Source organism: Polystyrenella longa, from assembly GCF_007750395.1.
GTDB classification, from domain to species: Bacteria; Planctomycetota; Planctomycetia; order Planctomycetales; family Planctomycetaceae; genus Polystyrenella; species Polystyrenella longa.
The window spans coordinates 2,567,942-2,593,425 of sequence record NZ_CP036281.1; the positions used below are offsets into that span (position 1 = coordinate 2,567,942).

The 25,484-nt window shown below is 49.3% G+C and carries 19 protein-coding genes and 1 tRNA gene; 10 read left to right on the top strand and 10 right to left on the bottom strand.

Annotated features, from left to right (window positions below; translation table 11 throughout):
• The first annotated feature begins 554 nt into the window (after window positions 1–554).
• The 3 genes from Pla110_RS09505 (at window position 555) to Pla110_RS09515 (ending at window position 4,174) form a co-directional block, all read left to right on the top strand.
• Complete coding sequence (locus Pla110_RS09505; RefSeq protein ID WP_144995486.1) at window positions 555–1,268, top strand: DUF1003 domain-containing protein; 714 nt, start codon at window positions 555–557, stop codon at window positions 1,266–1,268.
• 449 nt (window positions 1,269–1,717) lie between these two features.
• Window positions 1,718–3,043 carry an NAD(P)/FAD-dependent oxidoreductase gene (locus Pla110_RS09510; protein ID WP_144995488.1) on the top strand — a complete coding sequence of 442 codons (1,326 nt, stop codon included), beginning with the start codon at window positions 1,718–1,720 and terminating at the stop codon, window positions 3,041–3,043.
• 207 nt (window positions 3,044–3,250) lie between these two features.
• On the top strand, window positions 3,251–4,174 hold the full coding sequence (locus Pla110_RS09515; protein ID WP_144995490.1) for a TIM barrel protein: 924 nt from the start codon (window positions 3,251–3,253) through the stop codon (window positions 4,172–4,174).
• Window positions 4,175–4,301: 127 nt separating this feature from the next.
• Here the strand turns inward: Pla110_RS09515 and katG are convergent, their stop codons facing one another.
• Window positions 4,302–6,698 (bottom strand): catalase/peroxidase HPI, encoded by a 2,397-nt coding sequence (katG, locus tag Pla110_RS09520; protein ID WP_144995492.1) that lies wholly within the window; start codon window positions 6,696–6,698, stop codon window positions 4,302–4,304.
• A gap of 325 nt (window positions 6,699–7,023) precedes the next feature.
• On the opposite strand from katG, the gene Pla110_RS09525 reads away from it, so the two are divergent.
• Window positions 7,024–7,905: a DUF3565 domain-containing protein gene (locus tag Pla110_RS09525; protein ID WP_144995494.1), complete on the top strand. Its 882-nt coding sequence runs from the start codon at window positions 7,024–7,026 to the stop codon at window positions 7,903–7,905.
• A gap of 44 nt (window positions 7,906–7,949) precedes the next feature.
• On the opposite strand, the gene Pla110_RS09530 is transcribed toward Pla110_RS09525, so the two are convergent.
• The 4 genes from Pla110_RS09530 to Pla110_RS09545 form a co-directional block, all read right to left on the bottom strand.
• The gene (locus tag Pla110_RS09530; protein ID WP_144995496.1) at window positions 7,950–8,771 is read right to left on the bottom strand and encodes a haloacid dehalogenase type II; all 822 of its coding nucleotides are present in this window, start codon (window positions 8,769–8,771) and stop codon (window positions 7,950–7,952) included.
• Window positions 8,772–8,868: 97 nt separating this feature from the next.
• Entirely contained in the window at window positions 8,869–9,432 is a 564-nt protein-coding gene (locus Pla110_RS09535) for a carboxymuconolactone decarboxylase family protein (RefSeq protein ID WP_144995498.1), read from the bottom strand.
• A 208-nt stretch (window positions 9,433–9,640) separates the two neighbouring features.
• A complete protein-coding gene (locus tag Pla110_RS09540; RefSeq protein WP_144995500.1) occupies window positions 9,641–10,222 on the bottom strand; it encodes a TetR/AcrR family transcriptional regulator in 582 nt (193 codons plus the stop codon).
• A 146-nt stretch (window positions 10,223–10,368) separates the two neighbouring features.
• Window positions 10,369–10,767, bottom strand: coding sequence for a winged helix-turn-helix transcriptional regulator (locus Pla110_RS09545; protein WP_144995502.1), 399 nt, complete (start codon window positions 10,765–10,767; stop codon window positions 10,369–10,371).
• A 160-nt stretch (window positions 10,768–10,927) separates the two neighbouring features.
• Here Pla110_RS09545 and Pla110_RS09550 point away from each other — a divergent pair, with 160 nt between their 5' ends.
• Complete coding sequence (locus Pla110_RS09550; RefSeq protein WP_144995504.1) at window positions 10,928–11,596, top strand: hydrolase; 669 nt, start codon at window positions 10,928–10,930, stop codon at window positions 11,594–11,596.
• Between the two features lie 67 nt (window positions 11,597–11,663).
• Window positions 11,664–12,542 carry a pirin family protein gene (locus Pla110_RS09555; protein WP_144995506.1) on the top strand — a complete coding sequence of 293 codons (879 nt, stop codon included), beginning with the start codon at window positions 11,664–11,666 and terminating at the stop codon, window positions 12,540–12,542.
• Window positions 12,543–12,723: 181 nt separating this feature from the next.
• On the opposite strand, the gene ilvA is transcribed toward Pla110_RS09555, so the two are convergent.
• From ilvA to Pla110_RS09575, 4 genes are all read right to left on the bottom strand, one after another.
• Window positions 12,724–14,244 (bottom strand): threonine ammonia-lyase, biosynthetic, encoded by a 1,521-nt coding sequence (ilvA, locus tag Pla110_RS09560; RefSeq protein ID WP_144995508.1) that lies wholly within the window; start codon window positions 14,242–14,244, stop codon window positions 12,724–12,726.
• Window positions 14,245–14,413: 169 nt separating this feature from the next.
• The gene (locus Pla110_RS09565; RefSeq protein WP_144995510.1) at window positions 14,414–15,766 is read right to left on the bottom strand and encodes an alkyl/aryl-sulfatase; all 1,353 of its coding nucleotides are present in this window, start codon (window positions 15,764–15,766) and stop codon (window positions 14,414–14,416) included.
• Between the two features lie 301 nt (window positions 15,767–16,067).
• The gene (locus Pla110_RS09570; RefSeq protein WP_144995512.1) at window positions 16,068–16,445 is read right to left on the bottom strand and encodes a zinc-binding dehydrogenase; all 378 of its coding nucleotides are present in this window, start codon (window positions 16,443–16,445) and stop codon (window positions 16,068–16,070) included.
• Between the two features lie 160 nt (window positions 16,446–16,605).
• Window positions 16,606–16,679 (bottom strand) — tRNA-Pro (locus tag Pla110_RS09575).
• 687 nt (window positions 16,680–17,366) lie between these two features.
• Here Pla110_RS09575 and Pla110_RS09580 point away from each other — a divergent pair.
• From Pla110_RS09580 to Pla110_RS09595, 4 genes are all read left to right on the top strand, one after another.
• Window positions 17,367–19,700, top strand: coding sequence for a response regulator (locus Pla110_RS09580; protein ID WP_197440625.1), 2,334 nt, complete (start codon window positions 17,367–17,369; stop codon window positions 19,698–19,700).
• A gap of 61 nt (window positions 19,701–19,761) precedes the next feature.
• Entirely contained in the window at window positions 19,762–20,943 is a 1,182-nt protein-coding gene (locus Pla110_RS09585; RefSeq protein ID WP_144995516.1) for an HD-GYP domain-containing protein, read from the top strand.
• An 81-nt stretch (window positions 20,944–21,024) separates the two neighbouring features.
• Window positions 21,025–22,440, top strand: coding sequence for a diguanylate cyclase (locus Pla110_RS09590; RefSeq protein ID WP_144995518.1), 1,416 nt, complete (start codon window positions 21,025–21,027; stop codon window positions 22,438–22,440).
• 119 nt (window positions 22,441–22,559) lie between these two features.
• A complete protein-coding gene (locus tag Pla110_RS09595; protein ID WP_144995519.1) occupies window positions 22,560–23,864 on the top strand; it encodes a hypothetical protein in 1,305 nt (434 codons plus the stop codon).
• Between the two features lie 172 nt (window positions 23,865–24,036).
• Here the strand turns inward: Pla110_RS09595 and Pla110_RS09600 are convergent, their stop codons facing one another.
• Window positions 24,037–25,230 (bottom strand): 3-oxoacyl-ACP synthase III family protein, encoded by a 1,194-nt coding sequence (locus Pla110_RS09600; protein WP_144995521.1) that lies wholly within the window; start codon window positions 25,228–25,230, stop codon window positions 24,037–24,039.
• Window positions 25,231–25,484 lie beyond the last annotated feature (254 nt).

The window sequence follows — 25,484 nt, forward strand, 5'->3', positions numbered from 1 at the left end:
CATCTCAGGGAATTAATTTGCTCATAGTTTTTCTCATAATTGTTGTGATAACATAACCATTCATCGATTTATGTCAACGCAACATATTTAGTTTTTTGACTCTGATACTGTCCCAGAAAGGCCAGTGGAGAGTGAAAATCCCCTGCACTCCTCGGGAGTTGCCTACGAATACAGGTGTATTTAGAAGTTCCCGGCTTCTCGCTGACTCATCCGGTATTCGTCATTTTTCGTAGAGATTCATGAAAATTTCTTTTCACTTCGTTCGATATTTCAGGGAGATGCCCATGTTATCACTCAATAAAATTCGGCGAGATTCCATTACATGATCATGGAACTTGTCAATTTCTAATATCTGAAGAATAACCTTCTGAAATGCCCTCGGTCATGCCTCAAACTCAAATCTTGCACAAATGAGTCTGGGAATCGGCAAGAAATTGCAGCAATTATTGCGGAAATGATGCGTAGTTCAAATGAGTTTGGAAATTTCCGAACCCGGATTGGCTTCTTCTGCGGTGGGAACATGATAACCCAGAAATACTCTGGAAAGGGAAGTGATGTCGAATCATCATGCTGGAAAACATGTCGAATGTCAGGTGTGCCATCACTCGTTCCCCTTGAATCACACTATGCCACTGGGCTTGGTGCGGCCAGTTGTTCTTGAGGAAATGGAACTGGACCATTCGGGGGTGAATCAGGAAGGCTATATTTGCCTGAGGGATCTGAACGAATACCGAAGTCGCTACATGCAGCATGCTCTGGAAGCCGAGAAAGGGGAGCTTAACGACTTGGAAAAGGAAGTCGTCACCAGTCTGCGAGAGCAGGAAGACTTAAGCCAGAATCTGAATAATGAATTTGCCGGCAAGCGGACTCTGGGTGAACAGGTTTCAGATCATATTGCGGAAGTCGGTGGAAGTTGGAGCTTTATCCTCACCTTCGGAGTGTTATTGGTCTGTTGGATCGCTGTGAATTCCGCTTGGATTATTGCCAACCCATTTGATCCTTATCCCTTTATTCTGTTGAACCTCGCCCTCTCCTGTCTGGCTGCAATACAGGCCCCGGTGATTATGATGAGTCAGAAACGACAGGAAAATAAAGACCGTCTCCAGGCCGAACACGACTACCGGATTAACCTGAAGACCGAACTGGAGGTCCGGCATATACACGCTAAACTGGATCTCTTGCTGACTCATCAGTGGGAGCGACTTCTGACGATTCAACAGCTACAGACGGACTTGATCAAAGAGATCGCTGATAAAAAACAGAGCTGAAAAATCTTGCATGATTGCCCAGTTATATGCTGAACTCAAAGAGGCGATCAGTGTCTCTAAGGGAAAAGCCTGTCATATATTCCTCGTTTAATTGGGGCCTCTACTCTCCTTTACCGGGGAACAGATCGCTCGTATCCATACTTGTTTAAGTCAGACGAGAAGATTCCGTTAACGCTGTTTCTGCAGAGGCGATTGTCCTTTTCTTTCTTTGATTACGTCGTTACAAATCTCTCGTCGCTTAAAGTTAAATGACGTTTACTCAGTGTTCGTCCCAGATTGCTTTGCTCCTCCTCCTGTTTTTTGGCCAGCTTGGTGGAATGAGACTTGCACGGTTAAAACTGTCTCCCGTTAAATTTGGTCTTCCGATCCGTATGAACCACTGGTCGGCACCTGATCTAAACCGAATAATTATTGAGAACAATATCCATCGTTCCTCGAAAGTAAAATTAATGCAGACCCCGCACCGCGTTGTCGTTGTTGGTGGAGGATTTGGGGGGCTTTTTGCCGCCCGATCCCTGAAGAAAGTTTATGTAGACGTTACGCTGATTGACCGTCGCAATTTCCACTTGTTCCAGCCATTGCTGTATCAGGTGGCGACCGGGGCTTTGTCACCGGCGAACATTGCCGCCCCCCTCCGCTCGATTCTGGAACGCCAGAAGAATACCCGCATCATCCTGGATGAAGTCGTTGATTTCGACGTCGAAAGTCGTGAAGTCATCACCGCAGAAGGAAGAGTTCCTTACGATACATTGATCGTCGCGGCGGGATCTCAGCAGTCGTATTTCGGACAGGATCATTGGGAAGAGTTCGCTCCCGGTTTGAAGTCGATAGAAGACGCGACCTCCATTCGTCACCGTATTCTCTATGCTTTTGAAGCGGCCGAGAAAGAGCCCGATCCGGTTAAGCGGGAAGCTTGGCTGACATTTGTGGTCGTCGGGGCAGGTCCCACTGGTTGCGAAATGGCAGGTGCAATCGCCGAGATCGCTCACCATACGCTCAAACAGGAATTTCGGACGATCAATCCGGCGGATGCCAAGCTGATCATTGTCGAGGCGGCCGCCGATCCCCTTTCGATGTATCCCGCTGACCTGATTGCCAAAGCCCGCAAGTCGCTCGAAAAAAGAGATATCCAGGTTAGAACGAACACCAAAGTAGTCGATGTGGAGCACGACTATGTCGAAGTTCAACCCGTCGACGGTTCAGCCGATCCGGAACGAATTGACTGCCATACCGTCATTTGGGCAGCCGGTGTAAAAGCGTCTCCTCTGGGAGAAATGCTTTCCATCCAAACAGCCGTCCCTCTGACACGCGGAGGGAAAGTGGAAGTTCAGCAGGATTTGACCATTCCCGGTCATCCGGAAATCTTTGTCGTCGGTGACATGGCTCAGGTACTGAACCGCGACGGAAAACCGCTTCCCGGTCTAGCGCCTGTCGCGATGCAGCAGGGAAACTATGTCGCCAATGTAATTCGCAACCGTGTGAATGAGAAACCGGTCCCGGCCCCGTTCACTTATAAGGACCGTGGTTCGATGGCAACTATTGGGCGAGCGTCGGCAATTGCCCAGATAGGTCGATGGAAACTCAGTGGATTTTTCGCCTGGATTCTCTGGTTGTTCGTTCACATTATGCAGATCGTCCAATTCGAGAATCGACTTCTTGTTCTGGTTCAATGGAGTTGGCACTATCTCACCTTCAATCGCTCTGCTCGCCTAATCACTGGCACAGAGGAACAGCACGAAAAAAAGCTGGAAGAAGAACTCGTCGGTAGGCATTAACCATGAAATGAGTTAATCGTAATCGATCAATTTCACTCTGACGCGAAAACGTGTCAGGGTGTTTTTTTGTGTATTGAGAAAACAGCTCCTGTTCTCAATATCTCTCATTCCCTATCTGGCCCAAAAGGTCACCCGCTTGTTCTGTCTGAGGGAGTACTTTAGGATGAATATTCACTCATTCTACAATTTTTGAAGAAAGCCAACCTGATGCAACGCCGTGATTTTCTCGCCCAAACTGCTCTGGCTGCTGGTGCCATGGCTTCAGTCTCTTCTCTGTCAAACATTTCGAAGGCAGAGGCTGCCGAGACATCTAAACCGTTTTCGATGAAGTTTGCTCCTCACTTTGGCATGTTCAAGCATTCCGCTGGGGAAGACCTGGTCGATCAATTGAAGTTCTCCTCCGACCAGGGATTCACTGCCTGGGAAGATAACGGAATGAAGCGTCGCTCTGTCGAAGATCAAAAGCGAATTGCCTCGACGATGGAACAGTTGAATATGGAGATGGGCGTTTTAGTCGCATTGATTGATCTGAAGAATAAGATCAATTTTGTCAGCGACGATAAAGCGGCTCGCGAGGAAGTTTTACAGGGAATGCGCGAGACCGTCGATGTCGCCAAGAGAGTGAATGCGAAATGGCTTACCGTTGTTCCGGGCTATGTTCATTCAAGGTTGCCGCATGACTATCAAATGGCGAACTGCATCGAACTGTTGCGTCAGTGTTGTGATATTCTCGAACCTCACGGTCTGACGATGGTACTGGAACCGTTGAACCATCCTACGAATCACCCGGGTCTCTTTCTTCATGAATCTCCACAGGCCTACCTCATCTGCCGGGCGGTGAATCGCCCGTCCTGCAAAATTCTGTTTGATATTTATCATCAGCAGATCACCGAAGGTAACTTGATTCCCAATATCGATCACTGTTGGTCAGAGATTCCTTACTTTCAGGCGGGAGACAACCCAGGCCGGAACGAACCGGGTACGGGAGAAATCAATTTCAAGAACGTCTTCCAACACATTGCCAACAAAGGCTACACCGGCATCGTCGGCATGGAACACGGAAATTCCCAACCCGGAGTCGAGGGCGAACAGGCTGTGATCAAAGCTTATCGTGCTGTTGATCCTAGTTGAATCTCTATGCTTTGTTTCGGGGTTAACGAGGGTTAAATCGGTAACTGATGAATCAAATAACGGCTCGACTTCAATAATATAGTCGAGCCGCTTTTATTTTCTCTTCTAAGTCCAGAATCAATCTGGTTTACTTCACTGCGACCGAAGGAGAGTGACTCTGAAGACTTGGATCGAGATCGAATCGATCCAAATTCATGACCTTAGTCCAGGCGGCCACGAAGTCGTGGACGAATCTCTGTTGAGAGCCTTCACTGGCGTAGACTTCTGAGATTGCTCGAAGTTGCGAGTTCGAACCGAATACCAGATCGACGGAGCTGGCTGTCCACTTAACTTCTCCTGTTTCCCGGTCACGTCCTTCGAAGAAGTGATCGCACATTTTCGACTTCTCCCATTCCGTATTCATGTCCAGCAGGTTGACGAAGAAGTCGTTGGTCAGCGTCCCCGTTTGATTGGTTAGAACGCCAAGTTGGGGGAAGCCGACATTCGTATCGAGTACTCGCATACCTCCAATCAGAACAGTCATCTCTGGAGCGGTCAGCTTGAGTTGCTGAGCTCGGTCGATCAACAACTCTTCTGCTCGACGATCGATGTCTCTGCTCTGGTAATTACGGAACCCATCTGCTTTTGGTTCAAGGACTGCGAACGCTTCCGCGTCAGTCATCTCATCTGTGGCATCGGTCCGTCCGGGAGAAAATGGGACATCGATTTCGTGTCCTGCTTTCTTCGCTGCTTCTTCAAGACCGACGGAGCCTCCCAGTACGATGAGATCCGCAACAGAAACTTTCTTACCGTTAGTCTGCGCTTCATTGAACTCTTTCTGAATGTTTTCCAAGGTCTCCAGAACTTTGGTGAGTTCGGCTGGTTCATTGACGGCCCAGTCTTTCTGAGGGGCGAGTCGAATTCGTGCACCGTTAGCTCCCCCACGCATGTCTGATCCGCGGAAGGTGGAAGCTGATGCCCAGGCTGTTGTTACGAGTTGGGATTCGGTCAATCCCGAATCCAGGATCTTACTTTTCAGGTTTGCGATATCCTCGTCGCCGATTAATTCATAATCGGCTTTGGGAATGGGATCCTGCCAGAGTTGTGCCTCGGGAATATCAGGCCCTAGCAACCGAGCAACGGGGCCCATGTCACGATGAGTCAGTTTGTACCAGGCTTTGGAGAAAGCGAGTTCAAACTCTTCTGGATGTTCATGAAAACGTTTAGAGATTTTTGCATAAGCTGGATCCATCTTCAGTGCGAGGTCCGTCGTGAACATTATGGGGGCGTGAGACTTATCAGGATCATGTGCATCAGGTACGGTTCCCTGAGCCGATTCCTCTTTGGGTGTCCATTGGTGGGCACCGGCAGGACTTTTGGTCAGTTCCCATTCGTATCCGAACAAGTTATTGAAGTAACTGTGTGACCATGCTGCGGGAGTTGATGTCCAGGCACCTTCGAGACCACTCGTGATCGTATCCTCTGCGTTTCCTTTGCCGAATTTGTTCTTCCAGCCGAGCCCCTGCTCTTCGAGACCAGCCCCTTCGGGTTCCGGACCAACATTCTCGCTGGGATCGGCGGCCCCGTGAGCTTTTCCGAATGTATGCCCGCCAGCGATCAGTGCGACCGTTTCTTCGTCGTTCATTGCCATTCGACCGAAAGTGTCCCGAATGTCTTTGGCGGCGGCGATGGGATCAGGTTCAGCATTGGGGCCTTCGGGATTAACGTAGATCAAACCCATTTGAACAGCGGCCAGAGGATTATCTAACTCTCGGTCGCCTTCGTATCGTTTGGCTCCCAACCATTCGCTTTCCGGTCCCCAGAAAACATCTTCCTGCGGAACCCAAACGTCTTCACGACCACCAGCAAACCCGAATGTTTCAAATCCCATGGACTCCAGAGCAACATTACCTGTGAGAACCATCAGATCTGCCCAAGAGATCCTGTTGCCATATTTCTGTTTGATCGGCCACAACAATCGGCGAGCTTTGTCGAGGTTGGCGTTGTCAGGCCAACTGTTCAACGGTGCAAACCGTTGAGTTCCATCGCTGGCACCACCACGACCGTCAGTCACTCGATAGGTTCCCGCACTATGCCAGGCCATGCGAATAAACAACGGGCCATAATGACCGTAGTCGGCGGGCCACCAATCCTGAGATGTGGTCATCAATTCCTCGATGTCCTTCTTCACAGCTACCAGGTCGAGTTTCTGGAATTCTTCGGCGTAATTGAAGTCGGGGCCCAAGGGATTACTAATGGGAGCATTCTGATGAAGAATGTGAAGATTCAACTGATTAGGCCACCAGTCCCCGTTAGACATTGAACCAGCGGCGGTATGTCTGGCCGACGCAGCGGTTGTCGCACCCATCACGGGGCACTTGCTTAAGTTGTCACTTTTTTCGTCGGCTGAATCCTGGTTCAGTTCCTTCTGGATTCCTTCTTCAGGTTTATCTTTGTCAGAACGTGCTTGAGCGAATACTAAAACGCCGATGCTTAATACGGCACCGGCCATGATCACGCGAACGAGGCGGGTAGAAGTGGCCATGGTTTCTCCTGGAGTTACGGTTGAGGATCGACGCTTCTGATTCAGACCTTGCAGGCGTCATGTACAACTATGGGCGAATCTGTCCTATGTGTCCAATGCATTGTGGTTATTCTATTGATGCATAGTGTGTATAGATGTTTCGCTGCGGAAAAATAGTAGGATCATCAGAAAGGATCTGAAAGGGAACTCCCATTGTACTCACGTTGAGAGGACAACCCCGGCGAAATCTAATATTGCCGTTGAGGAAACAGCGGAATAAACTGAATTGTATACCGCAGTATCTAGAATCGAAAACAGCCTCTATATAAGAAGTAGTTGAGCAACTATGCAGCAACCTGTCATTGGCTACCATCAGGATGAAGAAAAGCATTGGGTCGCCGAACTTGGTTGCGGTCACAATCAACATGTGCGCCATGATCCTCCTTGGATGATTCGCGAATGGGTGACATCGCCTGAGGGACGCGAGAAAATGTTGGGCCATCAACTCAACTGCGTTAAATGCGATGAGCAGGCTCCAGTAGATGAGCGGCCAGCTGTGGTGATCTCGATTCAGGTCGGAAAGCCTCAATTGATGGACGTTGACAACCCATGGACATCGGGTTTCATCAAAGAGCCGACGATGGAGCCAACGTGGTTAGGGGCGACCAATCTTGATGGGGATGAGCAAGCCGATCTTGTCCATCATGGTGGACCTGACAAGGCTGTTTGCGTTTACTCCGCAGTTCATTATTCCTACTGGAACGAGCAACTCGCTCTTCCCGAAATGAACTGGGGCGCCTTTGGTGAAAACTTTACGGTAAGTCAGTTAACCGAGCAGGATGTCTGCATCGGTGACATCTGGTCTGTGGGCGAAACACTTCTGCAAGTTTCCCAACCTCGACAACCTTGCTGGAAACTTGCTCGTCGGTGGGAGATTAAAGATCTCGCACTTCAAGTTCAGAAAACAGGCTATACAGGTTGGTACTTTCGAGTATTGAAAGAAGGGTGGGTTCTGCCTTTGATGCCGATTCAACTTGTCGAACGACTCCATGAACAATGGACGATCGCTGCGGCCAACCAAGTAATGCACGATAATAAAACGGACTGGAAAAGTTCGTCGCAACTCGGGGCTTTGGAGGAGCTATCATCCAGTTGGAAGAAAACGCTCGCCAAGCGGGTCGATACAGGCCAGCAACCGGACGAATCGAGACGTCTCGGGTTAGGATAAATCACGATCTGTTTCCTTCGAATGGAAATACTTGACCATCTCGACTACGGTTTGGTGCTCTTAAGTACTTTTACCAATTCGGAGAAATCATTCACCACATAGTCGGGTCTGTCGACGTTAGGATAAAGCGTCGCTCCTGGCCTTGAGATGAATGCGGTTTGTAGGCCGACGTTCTTCGCTCCCGCCAAATCCCAAGCATGCGCAGCGACCATCAACACATCACCCGGTTCGATTTTGAGATCTTTCAGAACCATGTTGTAGGTGTCAGGGTGCGGTTTGTACTTTTTAATGCTCTCGATGGTGTATTGTTTTTCAATCAGGTCGGTGAGCCTTGCATTTCTCAATTGCGTTTCCACCCCTATTGCGGAAGAGTTGGTCAAAGAGACAATGTAATATCCCTCAGCTTTAAGCGCTTTCAACCCTGCAGCGACGTCCGGGTGCGGAGGGAGCGAGCGAAGCGGGGTCACAATCGATTCTTTGGCCTCTTCATAATCAAGCTCAATGCCCTGCTTTTCTGCCACCATCATCAGAGCGGCTGTGCCAATTTCTCCGAAACTGTGATAGTTGTCGCTCAACGTTTCGACCAGAGAGTAATGCAGCATGGTCGAGAACCATAATGGCAATAACTCTTCTTTCCCTCCCAAAGCTTTACCAACGGATGTCTTTAAGGGAGCGAGATCAAGGAGTGTTTCATTCACGTCCAGAATGATGACCTTAGGGCGTGGCATAGTTATCTCCTGTTTGACATCGGGTTTGAGTTGGGAACGACCGTCTTCACTGGGCACTCTATCTTGAGCGAAAGCGGCACTCAAGCAAATCCCCAGAAACAGAATCGCAAACGCCTGTACCTTGATTATTGTATTCATTTCGAACTTTCTTATCGTGGTTTGGGACCTTGAATCACCGAGATAATGAGTTGGACTGGCATAGAAATCACATGATCGTCTGTTTTCCAATATGGGATCAACGTACGGGTTGTTCGTCAGTGCTCCAGGCATTCTTCGCGAAGGGTTTATCCACCGGCGTCTGAGCGACATGATTGGTGTAATTGGATAATACTTTGTAAGCCGTTCCGAGGATTACTTCCAATACCGTCTGTTTGGTGTAACCGGCCTCCAGGAACGCTTCAACGTCGCTCTCTTCGGGCCAACCGCGACTGAGATTTACCTTCTCGGCATAGACACGCAGGGCTTCCAATTTGGGGTCAGCAATCGATGTTCCGTCCCGCAAGGCCATAATGACATCCTCGGGAACTTTGGCTCCCTGCATGATTGAGGTGTGCGCTGCCATGCAGTATTCGCAACCGTTCAGTCGGTTGTTGGTCATCGCAATGATCTGCCGTTCAGTTTCGCTCAGGTTCGTTTTGCCGAAGATTTCCGCGACTGTTCGGTAAGCTTCCAGCAACTCTGGCGATTCCGCCATGACTGCGTGTAAGTTTGGCACGTATCCATAGGCTTGTTTGCTTTTTTCTAGTACCGAAGCACTCTCACCACCGGATTCGATTGTGTGGATCTGAAAATCGACCATTCTGCTGCTCCTTAGTTTTGACTGATCAGTCAATACTGGTTAAAAACAAAGAGGATCAAGTCTCCCCGATCCTCTTATAGATGATTTCTTACAATCGTCTCTGGGCTACGACATCATGTTGCCAAGCATACTCAATCATAAAGGACGGCAACGGATGGTCAATACTTTTCTAAAAAAATGAATCCGAAGTTCGCCACAGCGATTAGGTTCACGTGATCAACTGTTTTGCTTGTTCAGCAATTTGCAGCAGTGCGGTTTTTCCAAACGTCCCGCGGCCTAATACTCTGATCCCAACAATCAGGGCGACGAGCGTTTTGGCGGTGGACTGAATGGAAACGCTTTCGGGAACATCTCCACTCTCCTGACCTCGCTTGATCTGTCGTTCAAAGAACAAAGATACATCCTTGAAGGCCTCTTTGACGACGGCCTGTACTTCTTCACTATGCCGGGAACAATCAAGCGACGTGTTGACCAGCAGACACCCTTTTTGGACGGGGTCGGTTATTGAGTCATTGACTAGATAGTCGAAAAACTTCGAAATCGCTTCACGTGGATTATCAAGCTCCTCTAATTGATCGAGCTTTTTTCGACGCCGTTCCGTGTCGTACTTCAGCAAGGATCTCATGAACAAATCATCCTTGCCATCAAACGCATTATAAAGACTACCACGTTTCAGACCGGTGGCTTCTGTGATATCTGAAATTGAAGTGGCGGCGTAGCCCTTCTCCCAGAACACAGTCATCACCTGATCGAGCACGTCCGATTCGTCAAAACTTTTTTCCCAAGGCATCTTATTCGTCTCAATTACAGTAGTTATTCCAGATGTCCGTTTATTATACGCTTAGTTGACCTAGTGGTCAAAACAAAGTCTGGAAACGGAGAAAAGTGGTTTTTGAGAGTCTGTAATCAGTAAAAAGGTCGAATTTCAGGCTCGAATCAACTCAAGTGGTCGAGATCACCATTATGGTTTGGTAGCGGGGCTATTGAGGAGCTTGGATTGTCATTCGGCTGTCGCCCTTCGACTGTTCTGCCCCAGGCATCCATAGAAGATAGAACCTGCTCCAACGACCTCCCTAGAGGAGTAAGAGAATATTCTACTTTGGGAGGGGTCTCATCAAATTCCTCGCGGTGGATGATTCCATCTGCTTCGAGTTCGCGAAGCTGCGTAGACAGGACTTTGGCAGACACTCCGTTAAGTTCTCGAGTTAACTCTCCAAACCTCTGGGTGCCTTTAAATAAAAAGTGGACGATCAAAACCTTCCATCGGCCGCCAATGATCTTCAACGTCGTTTCAACAGGGCAACTGAGCGTTTTCTTCGTGTTATTTCCGGTCATAGTATCCTACAGGTAACTACTAACATAAAAGTGCGTACTTGTATAATGGCATGCTCAGAAGTAAAACTCAATGTCTTAATTCGAGCAAGTTGTTGTTCACTAATTCAAAGAGTTTCATTGTCATTTAAACATTCACTTACCATTTCAAAGGCGACTCAAAATGGCTGCTACAAATGGAATGATTGACCCGGAAGATGTTGTCATGCTGCTGATTGATCATCAGAGCGGACTGTTCAATACGGTAAAGGATCTCCCTGTTCCCGACTTGCGAAACTACGCAATCGCGCTTGCCAAGACAGCGGCGTTGCTCAATATCCCCGTCTTAACGACAGCTTCTGTTCCGGATGGTCCCAACGGACCGTTGATTCCGGAAATACACCAGTACGCCCCACACGCACAGTTCATACCGCGAACCGGTCAGATCAATGCGTGGGACAACCCTCCCTTTGTCGAGGCGATCGAAAAGACGGGACGCAAGACGCTCGTGATTGCAGGGACGCTGACAAGTGTCTGTCTGGCGTTTCCAGCGATCAGTGCTATCGAAGCAGGTTACAAAGCATACGCCGTGGTCGATGCCTCTGGTAACTGGAGCAAGATGGCCACCGATTTAACGATCGCTCGGATCACCCAAGCGGGCGCCATTCCGATGGACACGTTTGCCATGGTGGCGGAATTGATGCGAACATGGAATCGGCCCGAAGGATCTAAGTTCGCCGAAATCATCTCCGAACACATCGTACCGAATTATAAATGTCTGATGGAAAGTTACGCAAAGGCTCAGGCGGTCGTGAATGATGGGCCTGAGACTCAGATGGACAAGTACCAGTAATCAACAATCGATAACGATGTTGAAACAGACGACTTTTTAAACGAAGAAAAACCAGGAGGACAAACTCATGCTAAAGCAGATTAAACGCATCGTTCGCGATCAACCTCAGCATTGGGTCGGTGATGGATTTCCTGTACGGAGTTTGTTCTCCTATGCGGGGGGAAATCAGTACGATCCATTCCTGCTCCTCGATTACGCCGGGCCACACGAATTTGCTCCCAACGAAGCAAAACGAGGTGTGGAAGAGCATCCGCATCGAGGTTTCGAGACGGTGACTATCCTCTATGAAGGAGAATTAGAGCATCGTGATTCAAGCGGCAGCCATGGTTCGATCGGTCCTGGCGACGTGCAATGGATGACAGCGGCTTCCGGGATTGTTCATGAAGAATTCCACAGCCGTATCTTTGCCCAAGAAGGGGGCATGCTGGAGATGGTCCAGTTGTGGGTGAACCTTCCGGCGGCAGCCAAACAGACGCCTCCCAAGTATCAGGACTTGCTGGCGTCTCAATTTCCTACCGCATCGTTACCAGGAAACGCAGGTATTGCCCGTGTAATCGCTGGCGAACTCATGGAAGCAAAAGGGCCTGCTTCGACATTTACGCCGATCAACGTTTGGGATTTGCAATTGAATGAAGGTACCACGACCGAGCTAACAATTCCTGAAGGGCATACATCACTTCTGATTGTCCAGAAGGGAGAGATCGCTGCTAACGGGGAATCGTTGAAAGGAGTCGAACTGGCACTCTTCGAAATCGCCGGAAGTCAGATTCAACTTGATTCGAAAACTGCATCACGCATTCTTGTCCTGACGGGCGAGCCGATTGGAGAACCTGTCGTCGGACAGGGCCCCTTCGTGATGAACACACGAGAGGAAATTCATCAGGCGATTGCCGATTATCAGGCGGGGAAAATGGGTCACTTACCTGCAACAGAGAGTTCGACCTGAAAGGAAGATTTACGAATAAGATTTAAAAGGTAAATTGTCAAACACTCTTACCTGATTTCGAGATAGACGTGTCTGTTCATGTTCGAAAACCTTATTCAACCTAAATCTCAAAGCTGAGCAGCTCGTACTATATTTGTAGGGCGAGCTGTTCTTTTTTACTGAGAATTCTCGAATGAATCAGTTAACGCAGGAAGAGGCGATAGGCTGGGTTCCTTGTTTCATCGACGTAGCGATAAGACAAGGAGTCGATGAAGTCTCGGAAGGCTGGTACCTCCTCTTCTGGAACCTCTATCCCCACCAGAATACGTCCATAGTCGGCTCCTGAATTACGGTAATGAAACAGACTAATGTTCCAGTTGGGGTGCATTCGGGACAGGAACCGCATCAGTGCACCCGGGCATTCGGGGAACTCAAATCGATAAAGCCGCTCATTTTCACCAAGCTGACTTCTCCCGCCAACCATATATCGCAAATGTTCTTTAGAAAGATCGTCATCAACCAGATTGAGTGCCGTGAACCCCTGCTCCGAGAGAGACTGATTAATTTCAGGGACTTCACCTCGATTGCTGATCGCTAAGCCGACCAGAACATGAGCTTCCCGTTCATCGGAAATGCGGTAGCTGAATTCAGTCACATTCCGTTGACCAATAGTCTGGCACAATCGCTTGAAGCTCCCTCGCTCTTCGGGAATCGTAACGGCAAAAAGAGCCTCGCGACCTTCTCCCGCTTCAGCCTGTTCCGCGACAAAACGGAGGCGGTCAAAATTCATGTTCGCTCCGCAGGTGATCGCGACCAGGTTCTTATCCTCCAGGCCATGCTGAGCGATATACTGTTTCATGCCCGCGATGCCCAAAGCGCCAGCCGGTTCCAGAATGCTGCGAGTCTCTTCAAATGCGTCCTTAATCGCAGCGCAGATCGCATCGGTATCGACCGTGACAAAGTCGTCAACCAGTTCTCTTGTCAGTCGAAATGTTTCGGTCCCCACCTTTTTCACGGCGGTTCCATCAGAGAATAATCCTACATCTTTGAGTAAGACTGGTTCGTCTGCTTTGATTGACTGGATCATGGCGTCCGAATCGGCTGTCTGGACACCGATAATCTTAATCTCTGGGCGAACGGCCTTAATATAAGCTGCGACCCCAGCGATAAGGCCACCCCCCCCGATCGCCACGAAAACCGCATCCAGTGGATGTTGGTGTTGCCGCAGAATCTCCATACCGACCGTCCCCTGCCCGGCAATGACGTCCGGATCGTCAAACGGATGGACGAACACATATTGGTGTCTTTTTTCCAATTCCAGTGCATGGGAATAGGCATCGGAATAACTGTCACCTTTCAGGACGACTTGAGCCCCCAATGTGCGTACGGCATCGAGCTTTAGCCTGGGAGTGGTCACAGGCATCACTACGACTGCCTGGGTCCCGAGTTGTCGCGCGCTGAGAGCGACGCCCTGGGCATGGTTACCTGCCGAGGCGCATACGACTCCCCTGTCCAGTTCCGCTTGCGACAGGTGCACCATTTTGTTGTACGCCCCGCGTAGCTTGAAACTGTGAACAGGTTGCTTGTCCTCACGTTTAAGCCAGATTCGATTTCCTAAACGGGCGGAAAGCTTCTCTGCCAGTTCCAGAGGAGATTCGATGGCGACATCATACACGCGGGCATTCAGGATCCTCTGTAAATAATCTAAATGCCATTTTTCCATCAGGTGATTCTTTTATCAGGGAGAGTAAATTAACAGAGGATGCAGTGCCATGCCGGACGCGCAGAATGACAAACTGGTTCAGCACGAATAGGTCACAGAAAGCGGTTTATCAGAAATAAGGATGTATTTCAAATCGAACAACTCGACATCCATAACCAGACCATGAAAGTTACTCTGATTCTGGCGTTTCGCGAAGTTCTCGTGCGACGGTGAGGTAGTAGTTGCGTGCGGTCGCGTTAACCATATTGGAGGCCAGCTTTGTCAACGCATCGGCTTTGATTTGCTTCGCTTCCGCATTGTCTTTGTCGATCGCCAACAAATGATCGGCAAGCTGCACTGCCCACTGGTCATCATCCGCGTCCAAGGCAGCATGGGCCGCCGCTAATAGCTTGTCCGTCCCTCCAGCCAGTTTTGAAATACGTTCAGCTTCTGTCTTCGGCGAGAGCCTGAACAGATTGCTCGGGTTACCGTCGAACCAGCCAAGATAGCCGTTGAATACACTGCGGACGCCCCATTGTGGATGTCCGTAAAATGGTTGCAAATAGTCTTTGTTGGCCAGGTCTTCGGGAAGCTGAACGTAATCGACAAGTTCGTCCGGAGTTAATCCTTTATTCATTCCCTCGACAGTCTTGTTATGGATGAACTGAACAGCTTCATGGTAGTCATTCAGAACCTGTTTGACTTCGTTTGCTCCAAGGATTGGGTTAGTATGACCACCGACCAAGGCATCGGCATCGTTATTCGCCAACTTCCCAAGGCTTTCAGCCCACAATCGAACACTGCGATTGGGTGTACCCCGAATCGCATACAGGTTGGGAAAAGATCGATAGAAATTGTCTCCAGCGAATAAGACTTTACCCGTCGGATCCCAAACGAACAGTTGGTCGTTTGTCTCACCGGGCGATGACACAAGTTCAAGATCAACGCCTGCAACGTTGATCTTTTGTCGTTCCCCTTCTAGGAAGTGTGTTGGCCTCGTTGCGTTGTCCGTAACAAAAGCACGGTCAATTCGCTTTGGGTAACGGACGGGAGCAACGCCATTGTTGATCCGCTGCTCCGGCGGTAACTTGAAGCCGGCTTGCCGTGCCCCTCGGACAGTTTGAACTGTAAGACCTGCCGCCTGCAACGGTCCCGCTTCACTTCCAAAATTCTCATGAGCCCAGATTTCAGGACGTTCGTTTCCGATAAACGCCGCCGCTCCCCCTGTGTGGTCGCCGTGTGAATGCGTAAAGATGATCGCTTTGATGGGCTTGTCGCTGATTTTACGAAACTCTGTAAGGATGCGTCTTGCATCATCGAGCGTTAAACCCGTATCAACGATCACGACACCGTCGTCGCCGACAATCATGGAGACATTGGCAACACTGTAACCGACCGCGGTGTAGACATTCTCGGCAACCTTAATGACCTGTTCGTCAAATTGTTTTGATTGTTGCTTAAGCTTCTGAGTCGAGGCATTCTCCTGTGAGAGTACCGGAGTCGCCAGAAACAGCACGGTCATTAGAAGATAAAGGGGGCGCATTTCGAGATCTCCTGTTTAAATTGATTCTGAATGAGAATTCTAAATGAGACTAAGAGGGTTCAAATCACTAGAGGGCAGAACGATGTCGTTAATTGCATCAAGCTCGTTGCGACCTCCACTGAAAACTCACCGAATGATCTACGCGGCAGGCACCATCGTAAGGAGGAACGATAATAGAAATGTTAACATCTTACGGATGCTGTGTCTGGCTTAGACTTGGTTTTCCGTCGCAGAGATTAGCAAGCCGATCAGCGACTGCAGTGAATCTGCTAACCTATTCCCATCCTTCAAGGACGATCTTTCAGATCACTCTTCCTGCTTCCAGAGTAGCGTGGGCGGTTCGAAGATTCTCTGCATTGATCAGCGACATCACGTCCCCAGCCGTCCCTTGAACTTTACCTTCGTCAATCCAATTAACGATTCGATTGAGTAAATGATGCTGTTTGATTATATCGGGAGTCTGGTACATCGAGCGAGCGAATATACACTCCCAGGAGAAGGATGCCGCCTTCATTTTCATTTCTTTCTGCTCAAGCGGTTCGCTATTTTCGACGATCGAGACGATATGGCCTTGAGGGCGAATTAAATCCACTGCGGATTTCCAATGTCCATCGGTGTCGTTAAACAGAGCAATGTAATCGACGTACTTCAACCCGATCGATTCAATCTGTGGTCGCAACTCAGTTCACGTGCATCTTTCAAATGATCGCATACCCCCCTTTCGGCTCGTTGAAGATAGTCCCCAATTGAAGAATTTCGAGCTGAAGAATTCCGAGCTGCACGCGCATAAAAAAACAGCCCGTCGAAACACGATTGTTTCGACGGGCTGTTTCGTTATGTCGGGATGACAGGATTTGAACCTGCGACCCCTTGACCCCCAGTCAAGTGCGCTACCAGGCTGCGCTACATCCCGAATTTGTTTGCTGAACGTGTACGAACCAACAGGGCTGAGCGTCTCTGTTCAAGCTTCGTGTAGTTTTACTTTTCGATGCGAATTACGCAAGTCTGTACTACGGGCCATTTTCTATCTGACGTGATTTTATGGCTCCGTCCGACGCGAATTTTAAATCAACGATAGTCACTATCGGCAAAGACAGGACCGATCTCCAGCGCGACAGGTTCGCGTTCCCTGCTTATTCTCGAAAAGAATGGCTCCATTTGGCCGGTTCAACAAATGGATATTGGCGAGAACCGAGGGATGCTCTCTCGTTGCAGCCCCTACCGCTGCAGGCGAATTCAGCGTTCGTTCCTCACTCGTGAAGAGGGAATATCAAGCGTAGCGAAAAGCTTTCTAAAGGGATAAGCCGGAGCCAAACTGGCACAACCCCTACAACCGGCTTTGAGAGACACGGTAAGTGGGGGGCGACGGTGAGAAATCGAAACATAATTCTTCTGGTCAACCTATGTTCCTGATGCCGGAACTCCGGATTTAAGGGCGGCTGAAGGAATGTCTGGATTTAGGTCCGAGACGAAATCGACCGCAGACTGGCTCCATTTCTCATTCTTTACAGCCCCATCGCGAAAGCGAATTTTTTCCAAGTTCGAACATCACTCACATTATTGTAAGAGTGGTTGTCTACGACTGACGGGATTTGTCACCGTGTATTCTACTTTTCGAAACGCTTCCATTGCGACCAAAGTGCGGCTGCTCTTCTGGGCGGGCATTGGCATTCCATTTTTGACATTCGGAATATCATTTTGCGTCAACGATGTGAAAATGATTCGTAAGTCTCAGGAACATCACATGCAGGCCTTGGGACAGACGATTTCGTCCCATTGTGTTTCGGTGGTGAATGAAGATGACCGACAACGGGCCGTCGCCATCCTCGAGTCGCTCAAGAACGAATCGGAAGTCGATGCGGCCTGTATCTTTACTCCTGATAAAGAAGTATTCGCCACCTATCGTCGCCCAGGATACGAAGGCCCTATCGGACTGAAGCATGTCACATTCGACAGCTTTTATACCGATGAGGGGGCGTTAATCAGCTGCAGTTCGATCAGTTTTCCCGACGGAGCGATGTTACAACTTCGCGCGAACGACAGTGAATTGCAGGCACAGTTAAACAGAATAACCAGCATCATCATCGGTATCTTCTTACTGTGCATGATGATCTCCACCATCGTCGCCCGTGTTCTGCAAAATACGATCGTGCAGCCGATCGTGGATATGGCGAAAACGAGTCGAGAAATCTCCAGTTCCGGTGACTACTCGATGCGACTCAATTATGCCCGCGCTGACGAACTGGGGCAATTAAACCATGATTTCAATGAGATGCTGAAGCAAATCCAGCACCGGGAAGAACACTTGGAAAGTTTGCATCAAAAACTGAAAATATCTCACGAGGCAACATTGGCCGCCAGTGAAGCCAAAAGTTATTTCCTGGCCAACATGAGCCACGAAATCAGAACGCCTTTGACAGGTATTCTAGGATTCAGTGATCTGCTGCTGAAACAGGGAGCAAGCTGCGACGAAGCCACACGGCAAGATTATTTGAAGTCAATCCATTCCAGCGGTTGCTACCTGTTGAATCTGATCAACGACATTCTCGATCTTTCCAAAATTGAAGCACAGCAGATGATCATCGAGAAAGACGATTGCTCGCCGCATCAAATTATGGCCGAAGTGATTTCAATGTTGCGCGCGAGAGCACTCAAGAAAGGTATCTCGCTGGAGCTAGTCTGGGACAGTAAAGTTCCGGCAACCATTTTTACGGACGAAGGACGCTTCCGCCAATTGTTAACAAATGTCATCGGGAACGCAGTTAAATTCACCGAGTCCGGGGGCGTCACTGTACTGGCAGAATATGTGATCCATGGTGGTCAGTCTGAGTTGATCGTCAATGTCATCGACACTGGGATCGGAATTGCCGCCGATAAGCTCGAAACAATTTTTGATCCGTTCGTTCAAGCAGACAACAGTGTGACACGTCGATTTGGAGGGACGGGCCTGGGCCTGGCGATTAGCCGGAAAATGGCACAAGCCCTCGATGGCGATATCACCATCGAAAGCTCCTACGATGAGGGCAGTACATTTACGATTGCGATTTCGGCGGGAACGCCGGAGACAATCGAACTGCTGGAAGCGGCCCCTTCCGACGCGGTGTCTCATCTCCCCACCTCGCTGAATAATGCAACGGCTGCATTTAATCATGAGAAAGTCCTTCTGGCTGAAGATGGAGCGACTAACAGAAAGTTGATCGGACTCCTGCTGGAACAGGCAGGTTTGGAAGTCACCACGGCTGAGAATGGACAAGTTGCTGTCAGGTTGGCTCAAAAGCAAGACTATGACGTCATCCTGATGGACATGCAGATGCCGGTGATGGATGGATATCGAGCCGCGACAGAACTGCGGAATCTTGGAATCCAAATTCCCATCATTGCGCTGACAGCTCATGCCATGCAGGGTGACGAAGCAAAATGTCTCGAAGCGGGATGCAGCGGATATCTTACTAAACCCATCAATGAGCAACGACTGATTGAAACGATCAGTATGTTGATTCCGACTGCTGGACAGCCCGTTCCACAACAGAAGCCACCAACGTCACAAAATCAATCGAGCTCATCCCCCTGCTCTCCAGAATCTCCGACAGGAGCGGATCGAAAGCTCGAACCAATTACGTCGACCCTCCCCATCGAGCATGATGCGTTTCGCGAAATCGTCGAAGAGTTTGTTGATTATCTCAACGGACAACTAACTGAACTGAACGAAGCTTTCGGGGAAGAAGATTATCACCGAGTTGGCGAGCTGGCACACATGATTAAAGGCTCAGGGGGAACTGCCGGATTCGAGGTATTAACAATCCCTGCCCGGGAACTCGATCTGGCAGCGGAAGTTCAGGATCTGGTTCGTATTCAAAAATCACTCGCAGAATTACAGGGACTGGTTGGGCGCATTTCTGCCGGTCGTCGGCGGACAGAAACGCAGCAGTCTTAAAGAATTCACTTTAGCAATCCACGCAAATAGAGACGTCCCGTTGGACGGAAGAAATCGAAGAATGACTCTTCTTAATACGAAATCTCAATCAAACCAGCGAAGCGATAAATCGGCGCAGACGATTTCGCCGGTCGTATCCGGATCCCCGGATCGATTCGACTGGAAGATTATGATCGTTGACGACGTTCCAGTGAATATCAAAGTGGCGCGAGCTTATCTAGCGAACGCGGGTTACTCCAATTTCATCACGGTCACCGATGCTGAAAACGTACAGTCAGTAATGGAGAAAGAATCTCCGGACTTATTGATCCTCGACATCATGATGCCGGAAATCAGTGGTCTCGATATTTTACGAGACATCCGCTCCGATGAACGATTCGCATATATGCCCGTCTTGATTCTGACCAGTGCTGAAAGCAGAGATATCAAGCGCGAGGCCCTTGAACTTGGGACAACCGACTTTCTTTCCAAACCTATCGATCCAGATGAGTTAATTCCTCGTGTCAGAAACTCGCTAAAGCTATTCGAATATCAGAACAACCTGGAACAGCAAGTCCGTGAACGGACTGCGGCGTTGGAGAAGTCGCGCATTGATATTATCGAATGTCTGGCGAGAGCCGCAGAGTATCGGGACAACGATACCGGTAGGCATGTTTTGCGTGTTTCAAAATACGCAGGCGCTATCGGACGTGAACTTGGTTTTAGCGATGTGGAAATCGCTGAACTCGAATTAGCGGCCAAGTTGCATGACATTGGGAAAATTGCGATTCCGGATGCAATCCTCCATAAGCCAGGTTCACTGACAGAGCAGGAATTTGAACTTATTCAGATGCATTGTGGAGCCGGAAAGAAGATCTTTGAATCGCTTTCCAGAACGGAAATGAATGGAGTTCTTCAGCATACGACTTCAGGTGCCGCTTTGATTCAAAACTGCGGATCGGATCTGCTGGATCTGGCCAGCACCATAGCCCTGACTCACCACGAGCGATGGGATGGAACCGGCTACCCTCTGGGATTGAGTGGAGATGATATTCCTATCGCGGGCAGAATCACCGCTGTTGCAGACGTTTATGACGCGCTCAGTTCGAAACGTGTTTATAAACCAGCATATCCACGAGAGAGATGTTTCCGAATCATGGAGGAAAGTCGGGGTTCTCATTTTGATCCCGATGTTCTGGATGCTTTCTTTAACATTCGAGAAGAAATCATTCGCATTCAAATCGATTTTGCAGACGTGGATTAAAACAACACCTGGATCTCAACATCATTGTTCAATCAGTGCTCGTGTCCCATCTATTGAATTTGGGATAATTAAGGCAACAATATGTCTCCTACAGAATCAATAGCAACATCTCTGGAATCGCCCATCGGCCAAAAGCCCGAGCGAAAGCGAATTCTCGTTGCGGAAGATCACTCCATTACGCTGAAAATTCTTGCCACTTGGCTCGATATTCATGGGTACGAGGTCCTGACTGCCAGCGACGGCCTGGAAGCCTGGGATATTATTCAGGAGAAGAAACCATCTATCGTCGTGACCGATATCAAAATGCCAAAGAAAACGGGGCTTGATCTCTGCCGAGAGGTTCGCCGAATTCATGACCGGGATGAAGTCTTTCTGATGGTGGCGACGGCCAAAGATGGGCCACGTGATTTGGAAGAGGCAATGAATGCCGGTGCGGATGATTTTCTTACCAAACCGGTGGATGAACATGAACTTCTCGCGAGAATTCGACAGGCAGAATTGATTCTCAGTCGATTACGTAGTCAAAAAGAATTGGCCGAGAGTGATCCTTTAACTGGGCTTATGAACCGTCGTGCGTTTGATGAACGTTGCGAACGGGAAATTGAGAATAGCCTCCGATTGAATTTACCACTGAGTTGTCTGCTGATCGATTTAGACTATTTCAAACAGGTTAACGATACGTTCGGCCACGGTACTGGCGACCAGGCACTGAAGTGGGTTGCCTTATTAATGCACGAATGCACGAGAAAGTACGACATTTTGTGTCGTTTCGGCGGTGATGAATTTTCGATCCTACTGCCTCGCGCGAAAGAGTTACAGGCAGTTGAAATTGCCGAGCGGCTTCGAGAAACGATTATCAAAAAACCTCTAAAAGTCGGTAAGGAAAATATCCATTTAAACCTGACCGTTGGGGTAGCGCAGTGGGATCCAAGTCATACGCGTCCGTCAAATCTGATCGATGCTGCTGATAATGCATTGCTTGCCGCCAAAGCTTACGGGCGAAATTGCGTTGTACCGCTTTCCGCCCTGGCTCTCGATCCGAATGGGCATGTCAATCACTTTGCCTGTGAATCAGATATCGACGCTCACTCGTTTGAAGGAGATATCTACGCTGGCTGTCCCAATGTCTGTTTTATATTTGATAGCGAATTTCAATCACGCAAAAAGCTATCCTCTTTTACAGGTCAATTGATTGCTAATGTTCGCCCGGAAGTCATCGAACGACGGCGTCACGATCGTATTCACGTGACCATGGGAGCCATGATCGTCGCCATTAGTTCCGAAAATCGGCCTTTGGGCAAACCGGTGTCGGTAATAACTCAGGATATTTCGGACGGCGGGATCTGTGTAATTCACAATTCTCCACTCAAACCGGGCCAACGGATTAACGTTCTCCTGGAAACTCGTGACAACGAGCAAATCCGTGTATTGGGCGAGGTAATCCGTTGTAAAAGAATTGGCGGATATTACACGATTGGAATCGAATTCTCGGGTTAAACTGAACGGTCACTCGGTCCTGAAAAAAACGCGTGCAGGGAGAGCATACCCCGGCCGGATTTGCTAAGATCAGCACAGTTCCGACACTTCTCCTCTCCCTTTCATAGCTGGATCCGGGCATGGATGCTGTACTGAAGACAATTTCTGATCAGAACTTCTATCATCGATTTCCTTTCTTGAACTTGCTGCGAATTCCGCGCATGGCTCTCGATGGCCGGAAGCTGCTGCTGGCCATTCTGGCTCTGTTGCTGTTGCATTTCGGTCATCAGGTCATCGATCAGATATTTCCCCCCTCTGGCTCCAAAGCTCCTCTGCAGCATCTTTCTCCATTCGAGAATGCGGGGCCTACTCCGGTATTTACGGGCACAGGCAGCTCTCTGCTGTTGCAGACGTCATGGTCGTCCTTCTATTTTCCCTGGACCTCGGTTTATGAGCCGGTAGTCCAAATCGCCATGGCTGGAAACAGTTGGAACCGATTGGCTTATCTCTGGACGCACCTCATCTGGTCACTGGTGATCTGGAGTTTTCTGGGTCTTTCCGTCTGCAGACTCGCTGCCTTGGAATTTGTAACTGACACACGCGCTTCATTGAAGGACGCGGCACGATTTGGTTGCAGGAATGGAAAATCCGTACTCGTTGCGGCTTTAATCAGCAGTCTGGCAGGTTTGGCGATCTGGTTAATCCTCAGCATTTTCGGATTGATTGATCTGTGGAGACCTTTCGGAAACGCCGATTCCCTGGTGACTTGGATCTGGTTCATTCCTCTGCTGATCTCGATCCCTTTAGCCCTGTTGCTAATCGGTTCGCTGGCAGGTTGGCCAATGGCTCTCGCAACGATCAGTGTTGAAGGATCGGATGGATTCGATGGATTCAGTCGCTCATTCAGTTATATCTTCAGTAAACCGCTGCGTTATGCCGTCTACTGGCTGGCTGTCATTATCATCACGGTGATTTCCGTTTGGTTCTTCGAACAGTTCGTCGTGCTGGTTGAATTGTTGGCTCAGAATAATATCCGTGGAGATGAACCCGGCATTGTGTATTTTAATGCGGAAGGGGTCAATCTGGAGCCACCGCGACCAGCCTTACAGTTCTGGGTAGAATCTCTTCGTTGGCTGGTAGAAGGCTTCCGGGTTTCGATGTTCTTCACTGCAGGGACCGTCATTTACTACCTGATGCGACAGGCGGATGACCGTATCTCTCTCGAAGAGGTCTACACCAGCCCGCCTGCTGACGGGGAATCCGACTTGCCGCTTTCCGGGATAGCAGCAACCTCTCACCCTCAACCAGGTCACGACGCCCCTGTCGTTCCCGCAGAGACGACTACAGAGAAAGCCACTTCGGAACAGCCCAAACCACCGGAGAAGGAAAGTCAGGGAAACGAAGCATCTGAGAAAGACGATAAAGATCAGCTATCAGAAGGCTGATTGACCTCCGGCGGAAATGACAAGCGAATTTAGTCGCTCGCATATTCGAATCACTCGCATACACGAAACAAGCGTGATCGCCGTCAGGCAAAGCCTAATAAAAAACCACGGGAAGCATTTGCTTCCCGTGGTTTTGTTTATTTAGAGTCTGGCAGAATTCGTTGCAGTGATCTTACCAGCGGAACAAAGCTGTTCCCCAGGAAAGTCCGGCACCGAAGCCACTCAGTAGAACAGTGTCACCTGCTTTGAATAATCCCGCGCGTCGGGCTTCATCAAGTGCAATAGGAATGGAGCCACCGGAAGTGTTTCCATACTTATGCATGTTCATGAAGACCTTCTCGTCAGGAATGCCGATGACATTCGTCGCTTTCGAGATGATCCGTGAGTTGGCCTGATGAGCGATGAACAACTTAATGTCATCGGCGGTCAGCCCCTGTTTTTCAAGAACAAGGTTCACCGTACCCGTGAGTGCTTGAATCGCCCATTTGAAGACGGTGCGACCATCCATCAGCAGATACTGGCTCATCTCATCCAGATGATCTTGATCAATTCGGCAGGCGGAGCCACCAGCGGGAACATAGAGGGAATCTTTTCCACCTCCATCGGAGCCCAGTTGGTAACAGCTGAGGCCTTGCTCTTTGCTACCTGGCTTCAGAACTACGGCACCCGCACCATCGCCAAACAGCGGAGCTGTTCGTTGATCGTTTGGATTGACTAGCACGCTGTTCGTGTCGGCTCCAAGAATCAGAGCACATTTACTATTCCCAGTGGCTATGTACTGTGACCCAGTAACGAGTGCATACATGAAACCGGAACAGGCGGCTGACAAGTCAACCGCGGGAGCGTCAATTCCCAAAGCATCCTGAACAAGGCAGGCGGTCGAGGGCGTAATATAATCGGGAGTGAACGTACCGACCAGAATCAGGTCGACATCTTCGGCGGTTACACCTGCATCGGCCATAGCACGACGAGCGGCATGAATACACATGTCGGACGTGGCTTCACCGGGCGCAACATAGCGGCGTTCTTTGATTCCGGATCGTTGTTCAATCCAACCCGGTTCAAAACCGCGTGATTCTTCGAGTTCTTCGTTTGTAACTATTCTAGACGGAACGTAAGAGCCAGTACCCGAAATCTGGACTCCCAGCAACTGATGCGTGCGTGGGCTCAGTTTGAATAACGGACGGTTCTCTAGTTGCGGTTCCGGTTTGGAAACAGGGGGATCGATACGGATTTTCGTCCGACGATCAGCCTGGTCAATGCGTTTGGGAGATTTAGTTTTAGTTGATACGGCGGCGGAGGGATAACCTGCGGAACTGGAGACAGAGTCCAGTTCACCCGCCCGAAAGTGGGGATAGCTGTGCATACACTACGATCCTGTAGAGTGGCAGCGTTTCTGCAGCTTAGCTACCCAGCCAAGCGGCCACAAATCCTTTGCGCACCTTAAAGAGTTTCTCTGTTTTAGTTATCGGAGTTTTGCCGAAAATTCCTTCTAGTAAAAAGCTTACAGCGCTAGAAGTATACCGGTAATTGGAGAAGTCAACCACCAGTTTGTTTGCGATTATTATACAAAATGGTGATTGCATGTCAAAACGAATACGGGTCCGGTAATTTGCGTAA